This is a genomic window from Colwellia sp. 1_MG-2023 (assembly GCF_030546755.1).
Classification (GTDB): domain Bacteria; phylum Pseudomonadota; class Gammaproteobacteria; order Enterobacterales; family Alteromonadaceae; genus Thalassotalea_H.
In genome coordinates, this window is the sequence record NZ_JAUOPE010000007.1 from 1 (window position 1) to 23,392 (window position 23,392).

General features: G+C 36.8%; 20 protein-coding genes and 1 tRNA gene. 5 read left to right on the top strand and 16 right to left on the bottom strand.

Annotated elements, in window-relative coordinates; all coding sequences use genetic code 11:
• Position 1 precedes the first annotated feature (1 nt).
• The 5 genes from Q4493_RS09480 to Q4493_RS09500 all read right to left on the bottom strand — a co-directional run bounded on the left by Q4493_RS09480 (position 2) and on the right by Q4493_RS09500 (position 3,839).
• Positions 2-74: transfer RNA gene (locus tag Q4493_RS09480), tRNA-Gly, on the bottom strand.
• Positions 75-246: 172 nt separating this feature from the next.
• The gene (pgsA, locus tag Q4493_RS09485) at positions 247-828 is read right to left on the bottom strand and encodes a CDP-diacylglycerol--glycerol-3-phosphate 3-phosphatidyltransferase (RefSeq protein WP_303451937.1); all 582 of its coding nucleotides are present in this window, start codon (positions 826-828) and stop codon (positions 247-249) included.
• Between the two features lie 100 nt (positions 829-928).
• Entirely contained in the window at positions 929-2,767 is a 1,839-nt protein-coding gene (gene uvrC / locus Q4493_RS09490; protein ID WP_303451940.1) for an excinuclease ABC subunit UvrC, read from the bottom strand.
• Positions 2,768-2,796: 29 nt separating this feature from the next.
• Positions 2,797-3,441, bottom strand: a complete 645-nt coding sequence (gene uvrY / locus Q4493_RS09495) for a UvrY/SirA/GacA family response regulator transcription factor (protein WP_303451942.1) — start codon at positions 3,439-3,441, stop codon at positions 2,797-2,799.
• Between the two features lie 140 nt (positions 3,442-3,581).
• Positions 3,582-3,839: a hypothetical protein gene (locus Q4493_RS09500; RefSeq protein WP_303451944.1), complete on the bottom strand. Its 258-nt coding sequence runs from the start codon at positions 3,837-3,839 to the stop codon at positions 3,582-3,584.
• Positions 3,840-4,009: 170 nt separating this feature from the next.
• Here Q4493_RS09500 and fabA point away from each other — a divergent pair, with 170 nt between their 5' ends.
• Positions 4,010-4,525, top strand: a complete 516-nt coding sequence (gene fabA / locus Q4493_RS09505; RefSeq protein WP_303451946.1) for a bifunctional 3-hydroxydecanoyl-ACP dehydratase/trans-2-decenoyl-ACP isomerase — start codon at positions 4,010-4,012, stop codon at positions 4,523-4,525.
• Between the two features lie 117 nt (positions 4,526-4,642).
• Here fabA and Q4493_RS09510 read toward each other — a convergent pair whose 3' ends face one another.
• Genes Q4493_RS09510 through zwf form a run of 5 tightly spaced genes read right to left on the bottom strand, consistent with a single transcriptional unit; the run spans position 4,643 to position 10,299 of the window.
• A complete protein-coding gene (locus tag Q4493_RS09510) occupies positions 4,643-5,293 on the bottom strand; it encodes a bifunctional 4-hydroxy-2-oxoglutarate aldolase/2-dehydro-3-deoxy-phosphogluconate aldolase (RefSeq protein WP_303451948.1) in 651 nt (216 codons plus the stop codon).
• 9 nt (positions 5,294-5,302) lie between these two features.
• Positions 5,303-6,277 (bottom strand): glucokinase, encoded by a 975-nt coding sequence (locus Q4493_RS09515; protein WP_303451950.1) that lies wholly within the window; start codon positions 6,275-6,277, stop codon positions 5,303-5,305.
• Positions 6,278-6,295: 18 nt separating this feature from the next.
• Entirely contained in the window at positions 6,296-8,113 is a 1,818-nt protein-coding gene (gene edd, locus Q4493_RS09520) for a phosphogluconate dehydratase (protein ID WP_303452305.1), read from the bottom strand.
• 27 nt (positions 8,114-8,140) lie between these two features.
• Entirely contained in the window at positions 8,141-8,830 is a 690-nt protein-coding gene (gene pgl / locus Q4493_RS09525; protein WP_303451952.1) for a 6-phosphogluconolactonase, read from the bottom strand.
• The gene (zwf, locus tag Q4493_RS09530) at positions 8,830-10,299 is read right to left on the bottom strand and encodes a glucose-6-phosphate dehydrogenase (protein WP_303451954.1); all 1,470 of its coding nucleotides are present in this window, start codon (positions 10,297-10,299) and stop codon (positions 8,830-8,832) included. The genes pgl and zwf overlap by 1 nt, the downstream gene beginning before the upstream one ends.
• 294 nt (positions 10,300-10,593) lie before the next feature.
• On the opposite strand from zwf, the gene Q4493_RS09535 reads away from it, so the two are divergent.
• The 3 genes from Q4493_RS09535 to Q4493_RS09545 all read left to right on the top strand — a co-directional run bounded on the left by Q4493_RS09535 (position 10,594) and on the right by Q4493_RS09545 (position 14,131).
• Entirely contained in the window at positions 10,594-11,445 is an 852-nt protein-coding gene (locus tag Q4493_RS09535; RefSeq protein WP_303452307.1) for a MurR/RpiR family transcriptional regulator, read from the top strand.
• A 34-nt stretch (positions 11,446-11,479) separates the two neighbouring features.
• Positions 11,480-12,931 carry a pyruvate kinase gene (gene pyk / locus Q4493_RS09540; protein ID WP_303451956.1) on the top strand — a complete coding sequence of 484 codons (1,452 nt, stop codon included), beginning with the start codon at positions 11,480-11,482 and terminating at the stop codon, positions 12,929-12,931.
• 189 nt (positions 12,932-13,120) lie between these two features.
• Positions 13,121-14,131, top strand: a complete 1,011-nt coding sequence (locus tag Q4493_RS09545; protein WP_303451958.1) for a 6-phosphofructokinase — start codon at positions 13,121-13,123, stop codon at positions 14,129-14,131.
• A gap of 37 nt (positions 14,132-14,168) precedes the next feature.
• On the opposite strand, the gene Q4493_RS09550 is transcribed toward Q4493_RS09545, so the two are convergent.
• From Q4493_RS09550 to Q4493_RS09575, 6 genes are all read right to left on the bottom strand, one after another.
• A complete protein-coding gene (locus Q4493_RS09550) occupies positions 14,169-14,993 on the bottom strand; it encodes a LytTR family DNA-binding domain-containing protein (protein ID WP_303451960.1) in 825 nt (274 codons plus the stop codon).
• Positions 14,990-16,063 (bottom strand): sensor histidine kinase, encoded by a 1,074-nt coding sequence (locus tag Q4493_RS09555; RefSeq protein WP_303451962.1) that lies wholly within the window; start codon positions 16,061-16,063, stop codon positions 14,990-14,992. Before Q4493_RS09555 ends, Q4493_RS09550 begins: the two co-directional genes overlap by 4 nt.
• 151 nt (positions 16,064-16,214) lie before the next feature.
• The gene (gene hinT, locus Q4493_RS09560; protein ID WP_303452309.1) at positions 16,215-16,565 is read right to left on the bottom strand and encodes a purine nucleoside phosphoramidase; all 351 of its coding nucleotides are present in this window, start codon (positions 16,563-16,565) and stop codon (positions 16,215-16,217) included.
• A 23-nt stretch (positions 16,566-16,588) separates the two neighbouring features.
• The gene (locus tag Q4493_RS09565; RefSeq protein ID WP_303451964.1) at positions 16,589-19,684 is read right to left on the bottom strand and encodes an efflux RND transporter permease subunit; all 3,096 of its coding nucleotides are present in this window, start codon (positions 19,682-19,684) and stop codon (positions 16,589-16,591) included.
• A complete protein-coding gene (locus tag Q4493_RS09570) occupies positions 19,681-20,958 on the bottom strand; it encodes an efflux RND transporter periplasmic adaptor subunit (RefSeq protein WP_303451966.1) in 1,278 nt (425 codons plus the stop codon). The genes Q4493_RS09565 and Q4493_RS09570 overlap by 4 nt, the downstream gene beginning before the upstream one ends.
• A gap of 3 nt (positions 20,959-20,961) precedes the next feature.
• Positions 20,962-22,359: an efflux transporter outer membrane subunit gene (locus Q4493_RS09575; protein WP_303451968.1), complete on the bottom strand. Its 1,398-nt coding sequence runs from the start codon at positions 22,357-22,359 to the stop codon at positions 20,962-20,964.
• Between the two features lie 298 nt (positions 22,360-22,657).
• On the opposite strand from Q4493_RS09575, the gene Q4493_RS09580 reads away from it, so the two are divergent.
• Positions 22,658-23,281, top strand: a complete 624-nt coding sequence (locus tag Q4493_RS09580) for a LysE family translocator (protein ID WP_303452311.1) — start codon at positions 22,658-22,660, stop codon at positions 23,279-23,281.
• Positions 23,282-23,392: the final 111 nt, after the last annotated feature.

A 23,392-nucleotide genomic window follows, 5' to 3' on the forward strand; every position in this document is an offset into this window, starting at 1 on the left:
GAGCGGCTAACGAGACTCGAACTCGTGACATTCACGTTGGCAACGTGATGCTCTACCAGCTGAGCTACAGCCGCTTCATCTGTTGACTCCCTGTCAACTGGTGGTGCATTCTACATTGAAATATTGACGAGTCAACCCTTTAATTTCAATTTAAATTCAATTTTTTTTCAACTGATTAAAAACCGACTAAAATGATGATTTTTTAACACATATCTAGAAAGTTTTGCATGGTTTTTAACCAATGTTCTAGTCTTTTAATTCTGGCCATGCTGCTTTGAAATAAATCACCATAGTCCAAACGGTTAAAATAGTCGCTATTGCATAAAAGAAATAAGCTGCGCCATTAATGAGTTCATGTGGAATATATAAAAAATTTAACAAAGCATCGTTTTCATTTGGTTGCCAAATCAGCCCCATAATTCCTAACATTTGTGCTGCGGTTTTATATTTACCTAACGTTGATACGGCTACTATATCCCGCTTGCCTCTAGATGACATAAATTCTCTAAGTGCGCTGATAAATATTTCTCTAGAAATCATTATCATGGCGGCTACAGCTATATACCAATTTTGATAATCTTCTGCGATCATGATCAATGCAGCGGCAACCATTAATTTATCGGCCACAGGATCAATAAAAGCACCAAAAGCAGACGATTGATTAAGTTTTCGAGCTAAGTAGCCATCAAGTGCATCACTAATAGCAGCAAACCAAAAGACAGCAAACGCACCAAAATAATGCCACTCAACCGGTAAATAGAAAACTATTATAAAAACTGGGATCAATAAAATTCTAAACAAGGTTATTTGATTGGGGATAGTCCACATTTAATTTCACACTACTTAATTGAAGTATCACGATTATCACTAAACATTAAAGTTAAATAACGATATCGCCTTTAAAGTTTTATTCTACACAGTTATTGCGTTAATTGTCATGTAATGCATCATAAATTATTGTTGCTAGAGCAACACTTATTCCCGGTACTTTAGCTAAATCAGTCACATCTGCTTGCAGCACTTCTTGTAAACCACCTAAATACTTCAATAGCATTTGTCTTTTTTTAACCCCTATCCCTGGAATAGACTCTAACGCTGATTTTTTACTTACTTTTTGTCTTTTAGCACGATGCCCAGCTATAGCAAATCGATGTGATTCATCTCTGATGTGCTGTACTAAATGTAAAGCAGGAGAATTTCCTGGCAATGAAATTAATTGATGACTACCCGCTAATATTAACGTTTCTAAACCTGGTTTTCTTGACTCTCCTTTAGCAACCCCAACTAACAATGGCGTTTTTTCTAAATTTAGTTCATTAAAAAACTGTTCGGCTTTTGATAACTGCCCTTTCCCGCCATCAATAAAAACAATATCTGGCAATTTTTCAACATTCGTCACTTTTCCATAGCGCTTATTTAAAGCAAACGCCATAGCAGCATAATCATCGCCGGGTGTAATACCATGAACGTTATAACGACGATAATCGCTTTTTACCGGGCCTTCTTGGTTAAATACTACATTTGAAGCAATGGTTTGTTGTCCCATAGTATGGCTAATATCAAAACACTCAATCCGTTGTATACCGCCGTCTAAATCAAAAACTTCATTTAATGCGATAAACCTTGCTTGAACCGATTCTTTATGACTGTTTTTAGTAACAAGCGCATTTTGGGCATTGGTATTCGCTAGCTTTATATAATTGGCTCGTTCTGTTCTAACATTAAACAATAATTTCACTTCATGTTCAGCTTGTGCTGTCAATAATTGTTGTATATCAAGGTTATTATCAATTTCAATTGGCGTAATAATTTCTTTAGGAATACGCCCTGCTTTGAGATCTTGACCAAAATAATGCTGACTAATAAATGCTTGAACGATATCTTTATCTTGTGTTTCAGCAGGGATGGTTGGGAAATAGCTTTTACTGCCCAAAACTTTATGATCTCGAATAAATAATAAATGAACACAGACTTGGTTTTTATCACGATAAATACCAATGACGTCCATTTCAGCAGCAAAACCACTAACGTATTGCTGTTGTTGAACTTTTCGTAACGTAGTTATTTGATCACGATATTTTGCCGCTTTTTCAAAGGCTAACTCAACACTCGCTTGTTCCATTTTTTCAACCAAGTGCTCAATAACTAAAGAACTTTTTCCTTTCAGAAATAATTTCGCTAAGTCAACTTGCTGCTGATAATCCGGCTTTGAAATTTTATCCACGCATGGCGCAGAACAACGATTTAACTGATATTGTAAACAAGGACGGCTTCTCGCACGATAATAGCTGTCTTCACATTGTCTGATGGGAAAAAGCTTTTGCATCAATCGTAAACTTTGCCACACGGCCCCTACGGTTGGATAAGGGCCAAAATAATCACCTTTGACTTTTTTTCCACCACGGTGAAGGCCTAATTTGGGGTGTTTATGATCGGTAATCAATAAGTAGGGATAACTTTTATCATCTCTTAATAAGATATTATATTTCGGCTGATATTTCTTTATATAGTTGTTTTCGAGAATTAATGCTTCACCCTCAGTATGAGTAACAGTAACATCAATCGCGCAAATTTGTTTTACCAACGCCTTAGTTTTATTACTACCGACATCTTTTCTAAAATAACTGGTCAATCTTTTTTTAAGGTCTTTCGCTTTACCTACATAAATTACCGTTTGATCTTTATCGTACATACGATAAACACCTGCCTGTTGTGTAACAACAGACAGAAAAGCTTGATGATCAAATTCTGGAAGTGGGCTGTTCAAGGGGGTAACTAATCGATAACGTTAACCGGTTAAAGCTTTTCAGTTTTTAACATACCGTGACGGATAGCTAAATGGGTTAATTCGACATCGTTACCAACATTGAGCTTCTCAAACATACGATATCGATAACTGTTGATAGTTTTTGTACTTAACATTAATTGTTCAGAAATATTAGGTACTTTTTCACCACGAGTTATCATCAACATGATTTGTAATTCACGTTCAGACAAGATATTGAATGGGTTTTCTTCCGCGGATTTAAATTGGTTTAATGCCATCTTTTGGGCAATTTCAGGTGTGATATAACGTTGACCACTATTAACGGCACGAATTGCATTAACCATTTCATCAGGTCCCGCACCTTTGGTTAAATAACCTGCAGCACCTATTTGCATGACTTTTGTTGGAATAGGATCTTCACAGTAAACCGTTAAGACAATAACTTTTACATCGGGAGCATAACGAATAATCTTTTTAGTCGCTTCTAAACCACCAATGCCAGGCATGTTCATATCCATTAACACAACATCAGGCTCAGTTTTACGACAGAACTGAACAGCTTCTTCACCTGTTTGAGTTTCCCCTATAACCTTAAGTCCTTTCACTTCATCGAGTATTTTTCTAATACCAGTACGAACTAACTCATGATCATCAACTAGTAACACATTAATCAACGGAGAATCACCTTATTATTTTTGTCTAATGGTTTAAAGACTATCGCTTAGACAATGAGTATAGCGATTAATCTTTTAAAAAAATATGTCTTATTTTATTAATATTACTCTGCTAAATGTAAATATATATTACAAAGCATTTAAAGTTTATTTTTTGTTAGCCAACTATTTAACAATCCGACTTGTCCATTTTTGTATGCTGCGTATGTGAGCCTAACTGCATTACTTAAAATGACACTGTCATTCCAACCGGTTTGCTCTGATATTAAACGATAGCACTCTTTTGCTTCTGGCGATAAGTATCCTCTCATTTCTTGCTTTCCACGGTCTTTTTGCCTTTCTCGATATCGTTTTTGTTTTTCAGCATTGGTTAATGCCTTTTTTTTCTCTACTTTCATATTGTTATCATTCATGTAAACAATTACTAAACAAGTTATGCGTTACCATATTTTACGTGAATTATGATATATGACAAATAATTTTATAAAAAAGTACTGTTCGGAGTTGTTTAGTGTACAAGTGTTCGCTAAAGTAGCGCCTTTAAAAATCAAAGAGTAAAATCGTTACCATGACACAAAAAAATTCGTTTTCAAAAGAAGATCTGATCTTAGCCGGTACCACTGACTTTTTCGGTGAAGGCAACAGTAAATTACCTTCTGACAATATGTTAATGATGGATAGAATCAACCTCATTACAGAAGAAGGCGGTTTATTTGATAAGGGTGAAATTATCGCTGAATTAGATATCACACCAGATCTTTGGTTTTTCGATTGCCACTTCAAAGGTGATCCTGTAATGCCAGGTTGCTTAGGTTTAGATGCAATGTGGCAACTTGTTGGTTTTTACCTAGCTTGGGCTGGTGGACCTGGTCGAGGTCGTGCTTTAGGTGTAGGTGAAGTTAAGTTTACTGGTCAAGTATTACCTACGGCGAAAAAAGTCACGTATAAAATTGATTTAAAGCGTGTTATTAAACGTAAATTGTTTATGGGCATAGCAGACGGTACAGTAAGTGTTGACGGTAAAGAAATTTACGTTGCTAAAGACTTAAAAGTGGGATTATTTGCTGACACTTCAGCTTTTTAAAACCTGCGGTTAATATAGCTTTATCTTAAATATTAAAAAACGCCAATAACATACGTTATTAGCGTTTTTTTTTAGCGAAAAAGCATTATTAACCAAGTAATAATGCTCCCCCTCTTTTTAGCCTTTTACATGCGCTAATGCTTGTTTCGCTAATTCCGTGATTTGCTTCCAATTCTTTTGTGCGATAATTTCATCAGACACTAACCAAGAGCCACCACAACACGCCACATTAGGTAAGGCTAAGTAATTATTAATATTGTTGATATTAATACCGCCAGTTGGGCAAAAACGAATATCGGCAAATGGACCACCAATTGATTTAATCGCATTTACACCGCCAGAAGCTTCTGCAGGGAAAAATTTAAAATGATCGTATCCATAATCAATACCGTCCATTAATTCAGAAATTGAAGAAATCCCTGGAATTAACGCGATATCACCTTCGTTACCCGCTTGTAATAAATCTTTTGTTAACCCTGGACTAATCGCAAATTTTGCGCCTGCATCTGCAGAACGTTGTAATAACTCACGATTAGTTACAGTTCCAGAGCCAACAACGGCTTCAGGTAATGCTTTGGCAATGGTGCTAATAACATCTAAAGCCGCCGGCGTTCTTAAAGTAACTTCAAGTACTTTAATGTCTGCTTCAAGAAGTGCTTCAGCTATCGGTAAAGCATCCTCGACATCTTTGATAACTAATACAGGAACAATAGGTCCCATGGCGAAAAGATCTTTTGGCGCTACTTGCCATTTTTGTGGTGAGGTCATAATTCCTATTTATCCTTTGTTTTGAAGGTTGTGTTGTCGAAGGTATGCCGAAGCGCCCAAAATACCGGGCTGTGATTCCGTGATCACAAATGTCGGGATCGTTTGGTTAAACGTGATCCGACCTTTACTCTCGAAACGGCTTCTAAATTCACTTTGTTTTAAATAATCAATAAATCGTGGCACGATACCACCAGCAATATACACACCGCCGAAACTGGCTAATGTTAACGATAAATTACCAGCAAAACTGCCTAATATTTTACAAAACTGTGCTAATGATTTTTCACACAATTTACAGGTATTCGATAATGCTTTAGCTGAAATGTCTTTGGCAGACAATTGTGGCTGACCAGCTTGTTCGATATGGTTCAATGCTTGATAAATTTGTTCTAAACCTAAACCAGATAATAGTTGCTCATAAGAAACATGCTGATATTGGTTTAGTAAAAAATCGAGTATTTGAATTTCTGTTTGATCAATTGGGGCAAAATCAACATGTCCACCTTCGCCACCAAGCGCTTGCCATTGTCCTTGCGCTAAAGGTACAACATTTGCCACCCCTAGCCCTGTACCCGGACCACATATAGAGATAGGCTTACCGCTAACCACTTCGCCGCCGCCAATTTGTACTTTTTGATCATTGCTAAGATAAGGAACAGCGTGAGCAATTGCCGTATAATCATTGATCAACAATAATGTGTTCAGGGATAATTCTTCTTTCAAAGCTTTTTGAGAAAATTCCCATGGCAAATTAGTCATAGAGATTAAATCATTTTCAACAGGACACGCGATAGCTAAACATGCATTGATCGTTTTACCTGTTAAGTTTGCTTCATTGATATAAGTATGAATTACCGCAGACAAACTTGGATAATTGCCACATTGATATACTTTTAAATCGGTTACTGGCGAATCTTGCTCAAAAGTGCCTAACCGGATATTAGTACCACCAATATCCGCCACTAAGTTTATAATTTGACTCATTATTAATGCCCGAAAAGGTTATTCATCATCAAAAAGAGAACAAGCACCTGTTTCAGCGGTACTTAAATTACGACGCATAGCACCAAACAACTCACGCCCCATACCTAAATGGTGGTTATTTTTTTGGAACTGTGCACATTGACGTTGATTTAATTCTGCTTCTTCAACTAATAAGTTTAACTCACCTGTTTTACAGTTAAGTTCAATCATATCGCCAGTATTAATTTTAGCAATAATGCCGCCATCTAAAGCTTCTGGACAAAGATGTATAGCAGCCGGTACACGACCTGATGCCCCAGACATTCGACCATCTGTCACTAAGGCAACTTTATGTCCGTTACCTTGTAAAACACCTAATGGCGGAGTTAATTTATGCAATTCTGGCATGCCACGAGCTTTAGGTCCTTGAAAGCGCACAACAGCAATAAAGTCTTTGTTTAGTTCACCCGCTTTAAACGCCACATCAATTTCATGTTGATCTTCAAAAACAATCGCTGGTGCTTTGATAACTACATCATCAATAGGCATAGAAGATGTTTTAATCACAGACGTACCAATATTCCCTTTAAGCGTTAATAAACCACCATGTTTACTGAAAGGTTTTTCAAAGGTTGCAATTACTTCTGGATCACCTGAAACTTTAGGAATATCAACCCACACTAACTTACCATCTTCTATTGTTGGCTTTTGGGTATATCGGCTAAGCCCCTTTCCACAAATAGTTTCAACACCTTCGTGAATTAAACCTGCATCAATTAATTCTTTAAAGAGTAATGCCATGCCACCTGCTTCTTGGAAGTGGTTTACATCAGCATGACCATTAGGATAAATGCGTGTTAATAATGGCACTACTTCAGATAGGTCATGGAAGTCGTGGAAATTAATGATGATACCTGCCGCTTTGGCAAATGCGATAATATGCATGATCAAATTTGTTGATCCGCCAGTCGCTAACAAAGCAACAATGGCATTAACAATTGAACGTTCATCAACCATTTTACCAATCGGCATATAGTTACCAGATTGTTGTGTAATACGGGTTACTTGACGTGCAGCGGCTTTAGTTAACTCTTTTCGCAACACTGTATTAGGTTGAACAAAAGAAGCTCCAGGTAAATGCAAGCCCATAAATTCAACTACAAGTTGATTTGAATTAGCCGTACCAAAGAAAGTACAAGTGCCAGGTGCATGATATGAAGCTGATTCGGCTTCTAATAATTTATCTTTACCAATTTCACCTTTTGCGTATTGTTGACGAACACGCGCTTTTTCTTTATTTGGAATACCAGATGGCATTGGCCCTGCTGGTACAAAAACTGTTGGTAAATGACCAAAAGACATACTAGCAATTAATAAGCCTGGTACTATTTTGTCACAAATACCAAGCATTAATGCACCGTCAAACATGTTATGAGATAACGCTACAGCAGTAGACATTGCAATAACATCGCGGCTCATTAAGCTAAGGTCCATACCATCTTGACCTTGAGTAACACCGTCACACATCGCAGGTACACCACCAGCAAATTGGGCAATACCACCGGTTTCTTTTACGGCTTCTTTGATGATTACAGGGTATGTTTCATAAGGCTGATGAGCAGAAAGCATTTCATTATAAGCAGAAACAATCGCAATATCAGAGTGGTTAACGCCACGTAAAATTGCTTTTTCATCTTTGCCACAAGCGGCAAAGCCATGAGCCAAGTTACCACATGCTAAATTAGCACGATGCACGGTTTCTGATTTTGCAGCCTCTATCCGACTTAAATATGCAGACCGGGTCGGTTTACTACGTTCAATAATACGATTAGTTATATCGACTATTTCTTTTTTCACTGGTACTACTGTTGAATTACTCATAATTTACTCCGCCCAATACACATTGGTATTAATTTCAGGGTCTTGTAAAAATGCCCTTATTGGCATTTGTTTAATATCAGATTCTGCTAATGCACTATTAAGTACTGCTTTTTTATTTGCACTACTAATATGAAGAAAGACATTTTCACTGGATTTTAGTGCAGAAAAACTGAAAGAAATTCTGTCATGTGGTGCCGTTTTAGGGACTACTTTTAACAAAGGAGACTGTGTAGCAAAACATTCATCAATTTCATCACTACAAGGGAATAAAGACGCTGTATGACCATCTTCCCCCATGCCTAAAATCAGAATATCTAAAGGTAACAATGCAGAATTAGCCGCTATATTAAGATCAGCTAAAGTTTCTTCACAAAGTTCATCACCTTGTTTTAAATGAAAAAACTTGGCATTCACAGCATTGTTTTGTAATAAATTCTCATGAACTAAGCGAGTATTACTGGCATCACCCTCTATACTTACCCAACGTTCGTCCGCTAAAGTAATCGTAATATCTTGCCATGGTAGATCTTTTTTAGATAAGGCAGTAAAAAAGCCTTTCGGTGTTGAACCACCAGAAACAGCAATACTTGCTTTACCTTTTTTGGCAACGGCTTTCGTTAACAACTCAGCGACGGTATCAGCAAGCTTTATATCGAGTGCTGCCCGTGATTCAAATTCATTTAATTGATACATTATTCCACCCACTGTCTATCATCACGTGCAATCAATGAAATCGAAGAAACCGGTCCCCATGAACCTGCCGCATAAGCCTTAGGTGCTTCATTCGTTGATTTCCACGCATCAATAATGCTGTCAGCCCAAGTCCAAGCAGCTTCAACTTCGTCACGACTGACAAATAGAGATTGATTACCATTAATGACTTCCAGCATTAAACGTTCATATGCATCAATAACACGTTGATCTTCATAGGTGTCTGAAAAGCTCAAATCTAACTTGTTTTCTTGAATATGCATTTGAGAAGCAATACCAGGTATTTTATTCATCATTTGCAATTCAACGCCTTCATCAGGCTGTAATCGAATCGTCAATTTATTTGCTGGTAAGTCTGCATAGCTATCTTTAAAGATGTTGTGTGCTTGTTCTTTAAAATGAACCACAATCTCACTATGCTTAGCAGGCATTCTTTTACCTGTTCTTAAATAGAAGGGAACACCTGCCCAGCGCCAATTATCAATTTCGGCTTTAATTGCCACAAAGGTTTCAGTATTACTACTGGTATTTGCCCCTTCTTCGTTTAAATAACCAGGTACTGGATTACCATTTAAATAACCGTCAGCATATTGGCCACGTACCGTTTTTTCTTTCACGTTACTACGATCAATAGGTACTAAGGCTTTCACTGCTTTCAATTTTTCAGCACGGATACTTTCGGCGCTTAAATCGGCTGGAGGCTCCATTGCTAATAAAGATAAAATTTGTAATAGATGGTTTTGGATCATGTCGCGCATTTGTCCTGCATCATCATAAAAGCCCCAACGACCTTCAATGCCAACACTTTCAGCAACAGTGATTTGAACATGATCAATACTATTTCTATCCCAATTATTGGTAAATAATGAGTTAGCAAAACGAAGTACTAATAAATTTAATACGGTTTCTTTACCTAAATAGTGATCAATTCGATAAATTTGGTTTTCGTTGAAATATCGTGAAACTTGGTCATTAATCACTTTCGATGACGCTAAACAATGGCCAATAGGTTTTTCCATAACCACACGATCAGCATCAGTAATTAAACCTGCCGATTTTAAGCCATCAGAAATATCACCATAAATAGCAGGTGGTGTAGAAAAATAATAAACACGTGTTGGATGGCCATTCTCTATTGTTGCAGCTAAATTTTTATAAGCAGCAGTGTCTTTAAAATCTAATTGTTGATAAACAAGGCGAGATTTAAAACGTTCGATAACATCACTATCTAATCCTTCTTTGACAAAGTTTGTTAAATTTTCCATGACAAACTCAGTGAATTCTTCAAGACTACTATCTTGTCTTGCAACCGCTACTATTCTGCTTTCAGGATTTAATAAGCCTACTTGATCAAGTTGATAAAGGGCTGGTAATAATTTGCGACGAGATAAATCACCAAGCGCACCAAAGAGTACAATTTCGCTAGCAGACTGATATTCGGTGTTTTTCATAGGACTAACTCTCTAGTTTTTTAATATTTTAATTGTAACTAAACTACATTTTGCACTAATTTAGCGCTTGTTGATAGCTCAGTAAAGAACTTTTTGTAACTTTACTACAAAATAACGTTATCCTTTATTCGTAATGGTGCAAAAAGTAAAAAAACCTGCGTTATATTATTAAACATTTGCACAAAATTGCCATTTTGTTTTATATTAATAAGAAAAATGAAAGAAATTTTCATTTTTTCTGTTTAATATTAAGAAAATTAATTACACTTAATAAAAATAACTATGGTGGTAATGATGAATATATTAGAAAAAATTGCGAATGAGCTAGATACCTTCAGTAAGTCAGAACGTAAAGTTGCTGAAGTGATCATGTCATCGCCTAACACTGTTATTCATGCAAGCATTGCTGCTTTAGCTAAACAAGCAAACATCAGTGAGCCAACTGTTAACCGTTTTTGTCGAAGATTAGACACAAAAGGTTACCCAGACTTTAAATTACATCTAGCCCAAAGTTTGGCAAATGGAACTCCCTATGTAAATAGACATGTTGATGAAAATGATAGCGCCGATGAATATACCGCTAAAATATTTGAATCAACAATGGCAAATCTTGAACTCGCGCGAAAAAGTTTAGATACCAACACAATAAATCGTTCAGTAGATTTATTAACCCAAGCAAATAAAATTTCTTTTTTTGGTTTGGGAGCCTCTGCGGTTGTAGCTCATGACGCACTAAATAAATTTTTCCGTTTTAATGTACCAGTTGTCTATTTTGATGACATATTAATGCAACGTATGAGTGCTATTAATAGTCAACAAGGTGATGTAGTCGTTGTTATATCACACACTGGAAGAACAAAGTCTTTAGTTGAAGTTGCTAGTTTAGCTAAAGAAAACGATGCCACCGTTATTGGGATCACGACTGAAGGTACACCACTAGCTAAAGAATGTAACATCGTTTTATCTGTCGATGTTGCCGAAGATACAGACTTATATATGCCTATGTCTTCTCGAATTGCTCAATTAGCACTTATTGATATTTTAGCGACCGGCTTTACTTTACGCCGTGGTACGAAATTTAGAGACAATTTGAAAAAAGTAAAAGATAGCTTAAGAAGCTCTCGTTTCGAACGTAAAGAACCATAATTCATTATTAATTAGTTTTATACTAAGGATTAAAATGCCTAGAAGAACGAAAATTGTTGCGACCTTAGGTCCTGCAACTGAAGATAGAGAAACGTTAAAAAATGTGCTCGCTGCCGGTGTTAACGTTGTTCGCTTAAATTTTTCACACGGAACTGCTGAAGACCACATTCAACGAGCTAAAACAGTACGTGAAGTCGCTGATGAACTTGGTATATATGTTGGTATTTTAGGAGACTTACAAGGTCCTAAAATTCGTGTTTCCACTTTTAAAGACGGCCCGATCAAACTTGCTATTGGTGACAAATTTGAGTTAGATGCAACGCTTCCAAAAGGTGAAGGTTGTCAGGAAAAAGTCGGTATTGATTATAAAAAACTACCAGACGATGTTTCAGAAGGCGATATTTTATTACTTGATGACGGTCGCGTTCAATTAAAAGTATTAAAAACCGTAGGTCCATCTGTTTTCACAGAAGTTACTGTTGGTGGCCCTTTATCAAACAATAAAGGCATAAACCGCCAAGGTGGTGGATTAACTGCCCCTGCATTAACGGCTAAAGATAAAGAAGATATTAAAACAGCTGCGAAAATTAATGTTGATTTTCTTGCTGTGTCATTCCCACGTGATGCGGCTGATATGCGTGAAGCGCGTTTATTAGCACAAGAAGCAGGCTGTGAAGCACAACTTGTTTCTAAAATTGAACGTGCAGAAGCTGTTAACGATGATAAAGTGTTAGATGACATTATTTTAGCGTCTGACGTTGTTATGGTTGCTCGTGGCGATTTAGGCGTTGAAATTGGTGATGCGGCACTTGTTGGTAAACAAAAGCACATTATCGCAAGAAGTCGTAAATTAAACCGTGTCGTTATTACAGCAACACAAATGATGGAAACGATGATTGAGCAACCAATGCCAACTCGTGCAGAAGTTATGGATGTGGCAAACGCTGTGCTTGATGGTACAGATGCAGTGATGTTAAGTGCTGAAACGGCTGCAGGTAAATACCCTGTTGAAACCGTAAAAGCAATGTCAGAAGTTTGTCTTGGTGCAGAAACACATCGTTCAGTAAATACATCAGGTCATCGCATGGATATTACTTTTACTGAAATTTCTGAAACCATCTCACTTTCAGCCATGTATGCAGCCAATCATTTAGACGGTGTTAAAGCGATTATTGCTTTAACTGAGTCTGGCCATACGAGTAAATTAATGTCTCGTATAACGTCAGGTTTACCAATTTATTCATTATCGCGTCACAATAAAACATTAAATAAAACCGCTATTTACCGCGGTGTTTACCCTGTTGAATTTGATTCAACAAAAAGCAGCAATGATGATTTAGCCAAAGATGTTTTAAAAGCAGTAATTGATAAATCAGATCTCGCTGTAGGCGATAAAGTCATTTTCACTCACGGTGACCTAATGGAAACTGTTGGTGCGACAAACACGTTAAAAATTCTTAACGTTAAAAAAGAAAATCTTTCATAAATAAAGTTTAGAGAAAGTCTATTTTTAACAAACGTCAAAAGGTAACTATTTGATTTAATCAATAGTTACCTTTTTTGATCTTGCTAACGTCAATGTAGTGAATCAAGACAAATCAAGTAGTTTATATTTGCAAACAAACTATTCAATGTTAAGTTTTATCTATGTTAATGATCAAAACCGCTTAAATATATGACCAAAAATATAGCTATCTTAACCAGTGGTGGTGATGCACCGGGAATGAACGCAGCAATACGAGCTATTGTCATCGCTGGTAACCATTTTCAATATAAAGTTTTTGGTTTTTATCATGGCTACAACGGTTTAATTAATAATGAGCTTAAACCGTTAAAGATTAAAGACGTTGAAGGCGTGATCCACCGTGGAGGTACACTTTTAAAAAGTGCACGTTGTAAAGAGATGCGCAATAAAACGGGAATTACGCAAGCGGTCAATGTTTTACTGAAAAATAAAATTGATGCGTTAATTGTCATCGGAGGCGATGGTTCATTTAACGGTTTATTAGCCATTCAAGCTCAATGGCAAGGACAAGTCATAGGCATACCAGGCACTATCGATAATGATATTGATGGCACTGATTTTACCATAGGTTTTTCTACTGCCGTAGATACTGCTCTTTCAGCCATTGATAAAATCCGTGATACCGCTGACGCATTTGAGCGGGTATTTTTAGTGGAGCTCATGGGTCGGAAAAGTGGGCAAATAACGTTTAATGTAGGTATTTCTTGCGCCGCTGAAAAAGTCCTTTCATTTGAAAATTTTAACGTACAGCAAGAACAAGAAACATTGGCCCAAATAGCCGAGCAAATTAAAACAGCGAAACAAGAAAAGCACCGAAGTTTTTTAATCGTGATTGCTGAAAATCTGTGGCCAAATGGCAGTGAAGCGTTAGCGAAAAAGCTAACAGAAATAACGGGCATTGATTGTACATTATGCACATTAGGATACATTCAACGAGGCGGCTCACCCGTCGCTAAAGATAGAATTTTAGCAACAAAAATGGGGGTGTCGGCTGTTCAAGCGATTTCAGAAAGTAAGAGTAATATAATGATAGGCGAACAAAATAATACTATTTGTTTTATCCCATTAAGCCAAGCAGTTCAGCATAATAAAACCGTCAATCCATTTTTGGTTGATGCCCAAGATAATATTTTAGCGTTATCAAAACAAACCGATGCTTAATAGCAATAGTTGATTTAAAGAATTGTTCCAGAGATGATTATTGCGTTACGGCTAACTTTACTTTGTCTTTATAACTACGGCTGACTTTAAGTTCTTTACCGTTATTCATCACTAAATAATATTCCCCATTCAGCTGACTACAAAATTTATTAATGTATTGTTTATTTACTATGGTTGAACGATGACTACGAATAAACTGTTTCGGATCTAAGCTTTCTTCTAATTGCTTCATCGTTTTACGGAGTATATGTGTATTTTCTTCTGTATGAACACACATATAATCACCAGCAGCATCTATCCATAAAATATCTTTAACCGGCACCCTACTTACTTCGCCCGCATCTTTAATCGCTAAAACATCAGAATAATGAGAAATTGACACAGGCTTATTTTGGGCTAAATCATTAAGAATATCAGCACAATCGTTACCGGTAACATCACTGACTAGCCGTACTAACTTTTCTTTATGCTGAGCATTTTCTTCACCAATTAATTTTTCTCTAATTTTATCAAGCGCTTGAGCAAGTCGTGTTTCATCGGCAGGTTTGAGTAAGTAGTCATGAGCATGAACATCAAACGCCTTTAGCGCATATTGATCAAACGCGGTCACAAAAACAACCATCGGCAATTCTAGCCCTTGTTCGGCAATTTCTTTTACCACTTCAAAACCGTCTAATCCCGGCATCTGAATGTCTAAAAACATTAAATCTGGTTGATAAGCTCTAACCGCTTCAATGGCTTCTCGGCCATTACTACATTCAGTAATAACCTTGATATCTTTATGTTCTTGTAACCTTATCGCTAAGCCTTTTCTGGCAAGAGCTTCATCATCGACAATAATGGTGGATAAGATTTTACTCATTCTATAGTTCCAGTTTCATACGGCATTCTGATGTTAACTTTAACACCGTTAGGCTCGTTATTGGAAACAACTAATGAAAATTCATTACCATACAATGCTTGTAATCTTTCACGACTATTCGCTAAACCAACACCATGTTCACGAAATAAATTACCATTTTTAATTTCAGCACCAGGACCATTATCAGTCAGTTCAATAAGTAAATCTCGGCCAAACTTGGAAACATTAACGGTAATTGCTCCGCCCTGTTCTTGTACAGCTATCGCATATTTAATGGAGTTTTCAGCAAGTGGTTGTAAAATCATGCTGGGTACTAATGCTACTTGACAATCTTTAGCAACATTAAAATTGACTTGCAAACGTTCTTCAAACCTAACTTTTTCGATATCTAAATAAAGTTTTAACGCTTGAAGTTCACTCTCTAAGGTCACTTTTTTCATCGGATCTTTATCCAAAGAATAACGTAAAAACTCGCTTAACTTAGTAACCATAGCATTAGCCGTGGTATTTTCTTTCACTAAAATCAGAGTGGAAATCGCATTTAAGGTATTAAAAAGAAAATGAGGGTTCAGTTGATAGCGCAACATTTTTAATTGCGCTTGATGGGCAACCGTATTCGCTTGTAATACGTTTTGCCTTTCTTTTTGTAGCATTTGATAATACTTAGTGCCGAAATATAAAACACTCCAACTCAACATAATTGAGAAAGAAAACAAGCCATTACGTGTGTAATAAATAATATGCTCGGGACGATAACCGTGTTTATAAATTTCCCAAAAATTGATGTTTTGCACTACTTGCCACAACACCCCAGTAACGGCAGAGGTAACAATGACACTAGCTGCTATTTTAAGTGGGGTAAAATTCCATACATAACGATAAATATAACGTAATGGAATGCTAAACAACCAGCCAGCATATGCATTTAAGAAGATGATCACGACAAAAATGTCACGTAAGTCGTGTAATAATGAACTAAGGTAATAAACTAAAGCAAAACCAAACCAGCCGGCACTATGCACAAACCAGAATAATTTGTTTTTATCTTCAATAAATTTTGCCCACTTCACACAGAACAACCTTTTCGTTACTTTACCTTAAATTATGAATGACCTTACGGGGAACTGCACGACAATTAAACGTAACTTTTACACACTTTATCTCATTTAAATGTTTATAAAGATGTAAAAGTTACTATTTTTATATAAACGTTGAATAACGTTATATGTTTAGCATTTTTCCTAATGGCTGTCCGCCGACTAAATGCATATGTATATGATAAACTTCTTGTCCACCATGTTGATTACAATTCATGATCAAACGATATCCGTCTTCAGCAATTCCTTCTTCTTTCGCAAGCTTTTTAGCGACAGTAAAGAGCCGACCAAGGGTTAACTCATCCTCTTCTTCTACGTCGTTAACCGTAGGGATCAATTTATTTGGAATGATCAGGATATGACTCTCAGCTTGAGGAGAAATATCACGAAAAGCCGTCACTAATTCATCTTGATACAATAAAGGCGTAGGTATTTCTTGTCTGATAATTTTAGAAAAAATAGTTTCTTCTGCGATTATATGTTTATTCATATTACACTCTATGATGCTGTCTGAAATTTTGATTTGGTAAGTCTAACAAACTCTTTCGCATCTTCTACTAATAAATAATTTACTGGCACCAATACTAAGGTAATAAAGGTCGCGAAAATAATACCAAAGCCTAATGAAACCGCCATTGGGATCAAGAATTGTGCTTGGGTGGCTTTTTCAAATAATAATGGCATCAACCCAATAAAAGTCGTTAATGAAGTTAACATAACAGGCCTAAATCTTGAACGTCCCGCCACTAATACTGCATCCATGACTTCAGCCCCTTCAAGCCTTCTTTTATTAATAAAATCAACCAATACTAAGCTATCGTTAACGACAACACCAATTAGTGCCATCATGCCGAGTATACTCATAATGGTTAAATCCATCCCCATGATCCAATGCCCTACGACCGCACCAATTGCGCCAAAAGGGATCACTGACATAACAATGATGGGTTGAATATACGATTTGAATGGAATAGCCAATAAACAATAAATAATAAAGAAAATAAATATTAAACCCGTCGCCATACTACCAAACGATTCTTGTTGCTCTCTCGCTTCACCTTCAAAAGTAAAACTAACCCCAGGGTATTTACTCGTTAATTCTTCTAAATAGGGCAAAAGCTCAGCATTTAATACCGTCATATTAGTATTTTCTTTATCAACATCTGCCGTCACATTGACAGTTCGATAACGATCAATACGATTAATAGCTGAAGGACTTTTTCCTGGTTTTAAGGTAGCAACATGCGAAAGTGGAACTTTGCCGCCTTGAGGCGTTTTTATCAACATATCACTTAAGCTAGCAATAGATTTACGTTCACTTAGCGGGAATTTAAGCATCACACGGACGTCATCTCTACCTCGTTGTATTCGTTGAATTTGTGAGCCAAAAAACGCATTTCTCACTTGTCGGGTGACATATGAACTCGACATGCCCATCGCATGGCCTTGCTCAGTGAGTTCTATCGATAATTCTTCTTTACCATTTGATAAACTATCTGAAATTTCAAACACGGTTGGATATTGAGATAATCGTGTTTTAACTTGTTCTGCCACTTCTTTTAAGGTTGTTAAGTTAGTCGCTGATAGTTGTACATCGATGGGATCTCCTGCACGTCCTATTTCAGCTCTAAACGTTAAACTTTCCGCCCCAGGTAATTCACCAATTAATTCTCGCCATTCCGCGACTAACTGTCGAATGCCAACTCCGGTATTATTTTTATCGGCGGGCAATATTTCAAAACGTACTCGTCCTGTCTCATTTTTAGTGATAGCTAAAGTGTTTAAAATGACACTACTCCCGTCTTCATCACGATATTTATCTTGTAATAAGGCAGCCGCTTTTGACATTTTTTCAACATAACTATCAACAACATCATAGCTGGTACCAACCGGCATTGTTAAATTAGCACGTGCAGTTTCGCTGGCAATGCGCGGGAAAAATACGAACTTTGTCCATCCGCTAACAATGAAAGCAAAAATCAAAATAAAGATACCAGCAAATAAAGATATCGTTGTTAATCTATTTTTAGTTGCAATTGCTAAAACGGGTTGATAATACTTAAGAATCGCATTTTCAAAGCCGTCAGCAAAGCGCTGTTGCCAAGCACTAAATTTAGACACTTTAGTTTTATCACTACGAAGTTTTAAATGCTTTAAATGTGAAGGTAAAACAAACTTAGACTCAATTAATGAAAACAATAGTACAGGAATAACAATTACAGGAATCTGAGCAAACAGTGCGCCTCTTCGCCCCTCTATAAACGCTAAAGGTAAAAATGCTGCAACGGTCGTCAAAATACCAAAGGTAACCGGGGCGGCAACTTCTTTAGTGCCTTCAATGGCTGCTTGTAAACTGGTTTTCGCCGTTTGAGTATGCCGGTATATATTTTCCCCAGTAACAATAGCATCATCAACCACAATACCTAGAACAAGTATAAAACCAAATAAGCTCATGATATTAATAGAAATATCAAACAGAGGCATCATAACAAAGGCCCCCATAAAACTAATGGGTATACCGATAAATACCCAAAACGCTATCGAAGGTCTTAAAAATAACGTTAACAATATTAAAACAAGGAATCCGCCTTGTAATGCATTGGTAATTAAGGTGTTTAAACGACTTTTTACAATTTCAGAATCGTCATCCCAATAACTTAACTTAAACCCTTTTGGTAAGCTATCTTGTTGCTCTACGATATATTCTTTAACGGCATCGGCTACGTCAATTGCACTTTGATTGCCAATTCTAAAGACTTCAATTAATGCGCCTTGTTCACCATTAAATCGTGCGCGAAGCGGCTCTTCTTCGAAACCATCATTAACCGTAGCAACATCTATCAAATGTAAAAATGTTCCATCAAGATGTGTTTTGATAACTATTTGTTCAAATTCATCTCGGCGGTAGGCTTGACCTTTACTACGCACTAAAATATCACCACCCTCAGTACGTACGTTACCTGCTGACACGTCTATTGAACTTGCCTTAACGGCGTCAGAAATGTCAGATAAAGTTAATTGATATTGTTGCAATTTTTCTTGGCTAACTTCGATATTGATTTCATAACTACGTACCGCATCCAAACTTACTTGAGTTACTTGCGGTAACGTTAATAAATCATCACGCACTTTTTCTGCAAATTCACGTATTTCTTTTTCACCATAAATAGAAGAAATGGTAACCGACATAACATCCCGTTTACGCTGCATAATGGCGATAATGGGTTTTTCTGCGTCTGCTGGAAAAGTATTAATCGCATCAACTCGGCTTTTAACATCAGAAAGTAGCTTACGCACATCGTAACCACTATCGGCTTCAATACTAACTGATGCAGAACCTTCAACAGAAGTACTACTGATTTTCTTTATGCCTTCTAAGTCTTGAACGGCTTCTTCAATCCGAATAGCAACCCCTTGTTCGGTATCTTCTGGCGTTGCTCCTCGTAAACTAACACGTACTGAAACAATATCTGATTCAAACGAAGGGAAAACTTCTAAAGGTATATTGCCTTTTAATGAAAAAAGCCCAGTTAATAGAATGGTTATCATCAAAAGGTTGGCGGCAACGTGATTTTTAGCGAACCAAGTGATCATGATGTTGCTCCTTTATCTTTTGATTTACGATCAGGACGGTTTTCACCTTGGCGATCCGGTCTTGGTTTATCTTTTTTTCTTAGCTGTTGTTGTCCATCTTTGCTCGCTATTGAAACAGGAGTACCTGAAGTAACTTGGCCTAATGGTGTCATCACCAATAATTCACCTTCTTCAACACCGTGTTTGATAATGGCAATATCATGATTTTGCCATTCAATTTTCACTTCTTTTCTTTTCAAGACACCATCATCAACCACATAAACATAACTTCCTTGATAAATCGCTTTATTGGCTACCGTGATAACGTTATCAAGTTCTTTACCTTTGATTTTGGCACTAACGTATTGACCAATTTTAAGGGGTAAACTTTGTTTATTCCCTTCGCCATAGGGGTCGTCAATTTGAGCAACCACGAATAATTGTTGTGAGTCTTGATCAAATGCTCCTTCAGTACGCACCACCTTTCCAAACCACGTATCCCGTTGCGTTAAATCAGAATAAATGGTTACAGCCGGTTGTTCATTGGTTGTTGCTTTAGTAAACCGTTGGTTTTCTGGCAGCACCATATAACGTAAGTCTTTATTTTTTAAGGGAAGACGAATTTCAACATAATCAACCGCATAAATCTCAGCTAAACGAGTGCTAGAAGAAACAACTTGTCCTAAATCTACCTCCTTCGAAAGAATACGACCGGTATATGGTGCAACAATTTTAGTGCGTTCAACGGCAAGTTGCGCTTTTTCTAAACTAGCTTGTGCAGAAAGTACTTTAGCTTGTGCCGCTAACAATTGTGGTTTTCTTAGTACTAAGTCAGGCGCATCTTCACTATTACCAAGTCTTTGCCAATCTTGCTTAGCTTGTTCAACCCGTGCTTCTTCTTCACTCAATGCTTGTTTAGCACTATATAAGTTTGCTTGAGAAATTTTGACTTCAGATAAATGATCTCGAGCATCTAACTCTACTAATACATCCCCTTTTTCAAAAAATTGGCCCGCTTGAAAATTCTTGCTGATATGAATAATTTGACCTGAAACTTGCGGGAATAAAATACTCTGGGTTCTTGGCTTAATAGTGCCGTAGCTTTCGATAACTACAGGATATTTTTGTTTTTTAATGGTTTGAACATCAACGCTAATTTGCGGTACTGCACTTGGCTTTCCGCGTTTTGCCGTTGGCGGGTTACTAGTAATAACCTTAGCTAATAAAACAAAAATAATGATGATAAAAACAGGCAATAGTTTTTTATTTTTGGTAATGAGAGTATGAATAGACATAATTTATTGATTAACCTGTTGGTTGTTTGCGACTATGGTACTTGTGTTGTTGCTTTCTTCTGATTGACTCACAGGTGATCCACCAAGTGAAACAAACAAAGAAATGCGATTTTGCAGTAATTGATTCGTTAGTTGAATTAATGAGTTTTGAGCATCAAATGCTCTCCTTTGTGACTCTAGCACTGTGGTGTAACTTACTAAACCACGCATATATTGATCAAAAGAAAGCTTCTCAGCTGTTAAGGCATTTTGGCTTGCTAACGTTAAATGTTGATAACGTTCTTTTAATGCCTTGCTGTTTGCAATATTGTTTTCAACATCAGCAAATGCTTGGTAAAGATCATTAAGATAATATTGCTCTTGTTGTTCAACTTCGAGTCTTGCTTGTTTTTCAAGTGAAGCAAGTCGACCTCCATCAAACAAAGGTAACGTTAAGTTACCAATTAACGACCAGGCAAGCGAGCTGCCATCAAGTAAATGTTGCAGTTCATCAGAGCTATCACCAGTACTAGCAAATAATGAAATTTTCGGGAAACGTTGTTTATGTGAAACTGCTAACCCAGCATCTAAAGCAAGTAATTGATACCAAGACGTTAAAATATCATGCCTTTTAGTTAATAGTTGCGCAGGAGCGCCTATAAGTACCTCTTGATTTAATACCGGTAATGCAACGTTACTAGTAAAATTACCGTCGGGATACTCTCCAATTAACAATTCGAGTTGACGCTTAGCTACTGATAATACTTGTTGCTGTTGTGCTACACGAGCCGACTCTTGACTGACATCATTTTGAGTTAAATATACATCTAATGCATCGTTAAGCCCTAAGCGATATGATGCTTGGATCATTTCTAAATTATTTGTTAAGTTTTTGGCCCTTTCTTGATATAAGTTTAATAACTCTTGGGCGGATATCACATCAAACCAGGCGCTTGCCACTTGGGCAATCAAGGTTGTTTTTTGATGTTCGTATGTACTTTTAGCGGCGGCAAAATTTAACGTAGCTTGGTTTTGTTGGTCAGATAATTTACCCCAAATATCAACTTCTAGGCTTAATTCAAGATCAACATCCGCACTACTTGTGTACTGAGCAACATCATCAGATACATTTTTACGTCTTGAGTTACCTTGGTTTAATGTGAGAGCAGGTAATCGACTTGCGCCGCTAACTAGGGCTTTTTGCTCAGCTAACTTCATAGTGATTTTTTGTGTTTTAAGCAATCGGTTTTGTTTAATGGCTTGCTCGACAAGCGCAATTAATTGCGGATCATTAAAAGTGGTTATCCAATTATCACTACTTTGTGCATCATCACTGATTTGAGATTTAATGGATTGCCAGTGCTGTGGATAAACAATATCACGACTGGCTTCAGTTCGACCCGAGGTTGAGGAACAAGACACTAAGAATACACTAACACTACAAAGTGCTAGAAAAGTGGGCAAATTAAATTTCTGTTTGTTGGTATTTCCGTAATTCATGTTCACCATCAAATTTAAGTTAATATAAAGTCAATTTTTATATAGTGATAAAAGGTTAATTTTACCTTTGCAATTCAACAAGTTTATTTACAAAGATTTACACTGCGATTCTATGACAATTAGACAAGTAACTGTATAAGTAAGTTAAATGACATTTCTGCTGTTACTGACTTCGTCTTTCAATTATTATCATCGCCTTAAAACACCTGAGGATCTCACCTTGATCGACTTTGCATTAGTTTCTCTTTTTATTCCTACTTTCTTTTTGGTCAGCATTACCCCAGGCATGTGCATGACATTAGCCATGACCTTAGGAATTTCAATTGGCGTAAAAAACACTTTGTGGATGATGTGGGGTGAGCTATTAGGTGTGGCATGTGTCGCGATTGCATCTGTTGTTGGTATTTCATCACTTATGTTAAAAATGCCTTTTCTCTTTCAAGGTTTGAAGTTTGTCGGTGCAGCTTATTTGCTTTATGTTGGCTTAAACATGTGGTTTTCAAAAGGTAAACTTGCCCTGACAACACAACAAAATTGCTCATCTTCTATTAGTAAAAAACAATTATTCAATCAGGGCTTTATAACCGCAATTGCCAATCCTAAAGGTTGGGCATTTATGGTTTCATTACTCCCCCCCTTTATTAACAATAATTACGCGTTACTTCCTCAACTAACTGTTTTAGTGATAATTATTATAATTTCTGAGTTTATTTGCATGATGTTATACGCCGCAGGTGGAAAAACAATTGGCCGTATATTAACGCAACAAAATAATGTAAAACGGCTCAATCAAGTGTCAGGAAGTTTAATGATAGCGGTCGCAATATGGTTAGCGCTAAGTTAAGTATTATGAAATAAGTTAAATATTGTGAAATAAGTTAAGTCTTATGAGATAAATACAAAAAGATTATTTAATTAGCATCATAACTATCCGACAATTTGACGCTTTGATAAA

Bases quoted from the DNA above. Each gene is read 5' to 3' on its own strand.
- pgsA (WP_303451937.1), bottom strand. From the start codon at position 828: ATGTGGACTATCCCCAATCAAATAACCTTGTTTAGAATTTTATTGATC.
- Q4493_RS09500 (WP_303451944.1), bottom strand. From the start codon at position 3,839: ATGAAAGTAGAGAAAAAAAAGGCATTAACCAATGCTGAAAAACAAAAA.
- fabA (WP_303451946.1), top strand. From the start codon at position 4,010: ATGACACAAAAAAATTCGTTTTCAAAAGAAGATCTGATCTTAGCCGGT.
- Q4493_RS09510 (WP_303451948.1), bottom strand. From the start codon at position 5,293: ATGACCTCACCACAAAAATGGCAAGTAGCGCCAAAAGATCTTTTCGCC.
- Q4493_RS09515 (WP_303451950.1), bottom strand. From the start codon at position 6,277: ATGAGTCAAATTATAAACTTAGTGGCGGATATTGGTGGTACTAATATC.
- pgl (WP_303451952.1), bottom strand. From the start codon at position 8,830: ATGTATCAATTAAATGAATTTGAATCACGGGCAGCACTCGATATAAAG.
- zwf (WP_303451954.1), bottom strand. From the start codon at position 10,299: ATGAAAAACACCGAATATCAGTCTGCTAGCGAAATTGTACTCTTTGGT.
- Q4493_RS09535 (WP_303452307.1), top strand. From the start codon at position 10,594: ATGAATATATTAGAAAAAATTGCGAATGAGCTAGATACCTTCAGTAAG.
- pyk (WP_303451956.1), top strand. From the start codon at position 11,480: ATGCCTAGAAGAACGAAAATTGTTGCGACCTTAGGTCCTGCAACTGAA.
- Q4493_RS09545 (WP_303451958.1), top strand. From the start codon at position 13,121: ATGACCAAAAATATAGCTATCTTAACCAGTGGTGGTGATGCACCGGGA.
- Q4493_RS09550 (WP_303451960.1), bottom strand. From the start codon at position 14,993: ATGAGTAAAATCTTATCCACCATTATTGTCGATGATGAAGCTCTTGCC.
- Q4493_RS09565 (WP_303451964.1), bottom strand. From the start codon at position 19,684: ATGATCACTTGGTTCGCTAAAAATCACGTTGCCGCCAACCTTTTGATG.
- Q4493_RS09570 (WP_303451966.1), bottom strand. From the start codon at position 20,958: ATGTCTATTCATACTCTCATTACCAAAAATAAAAAACTATTGCCTGTT.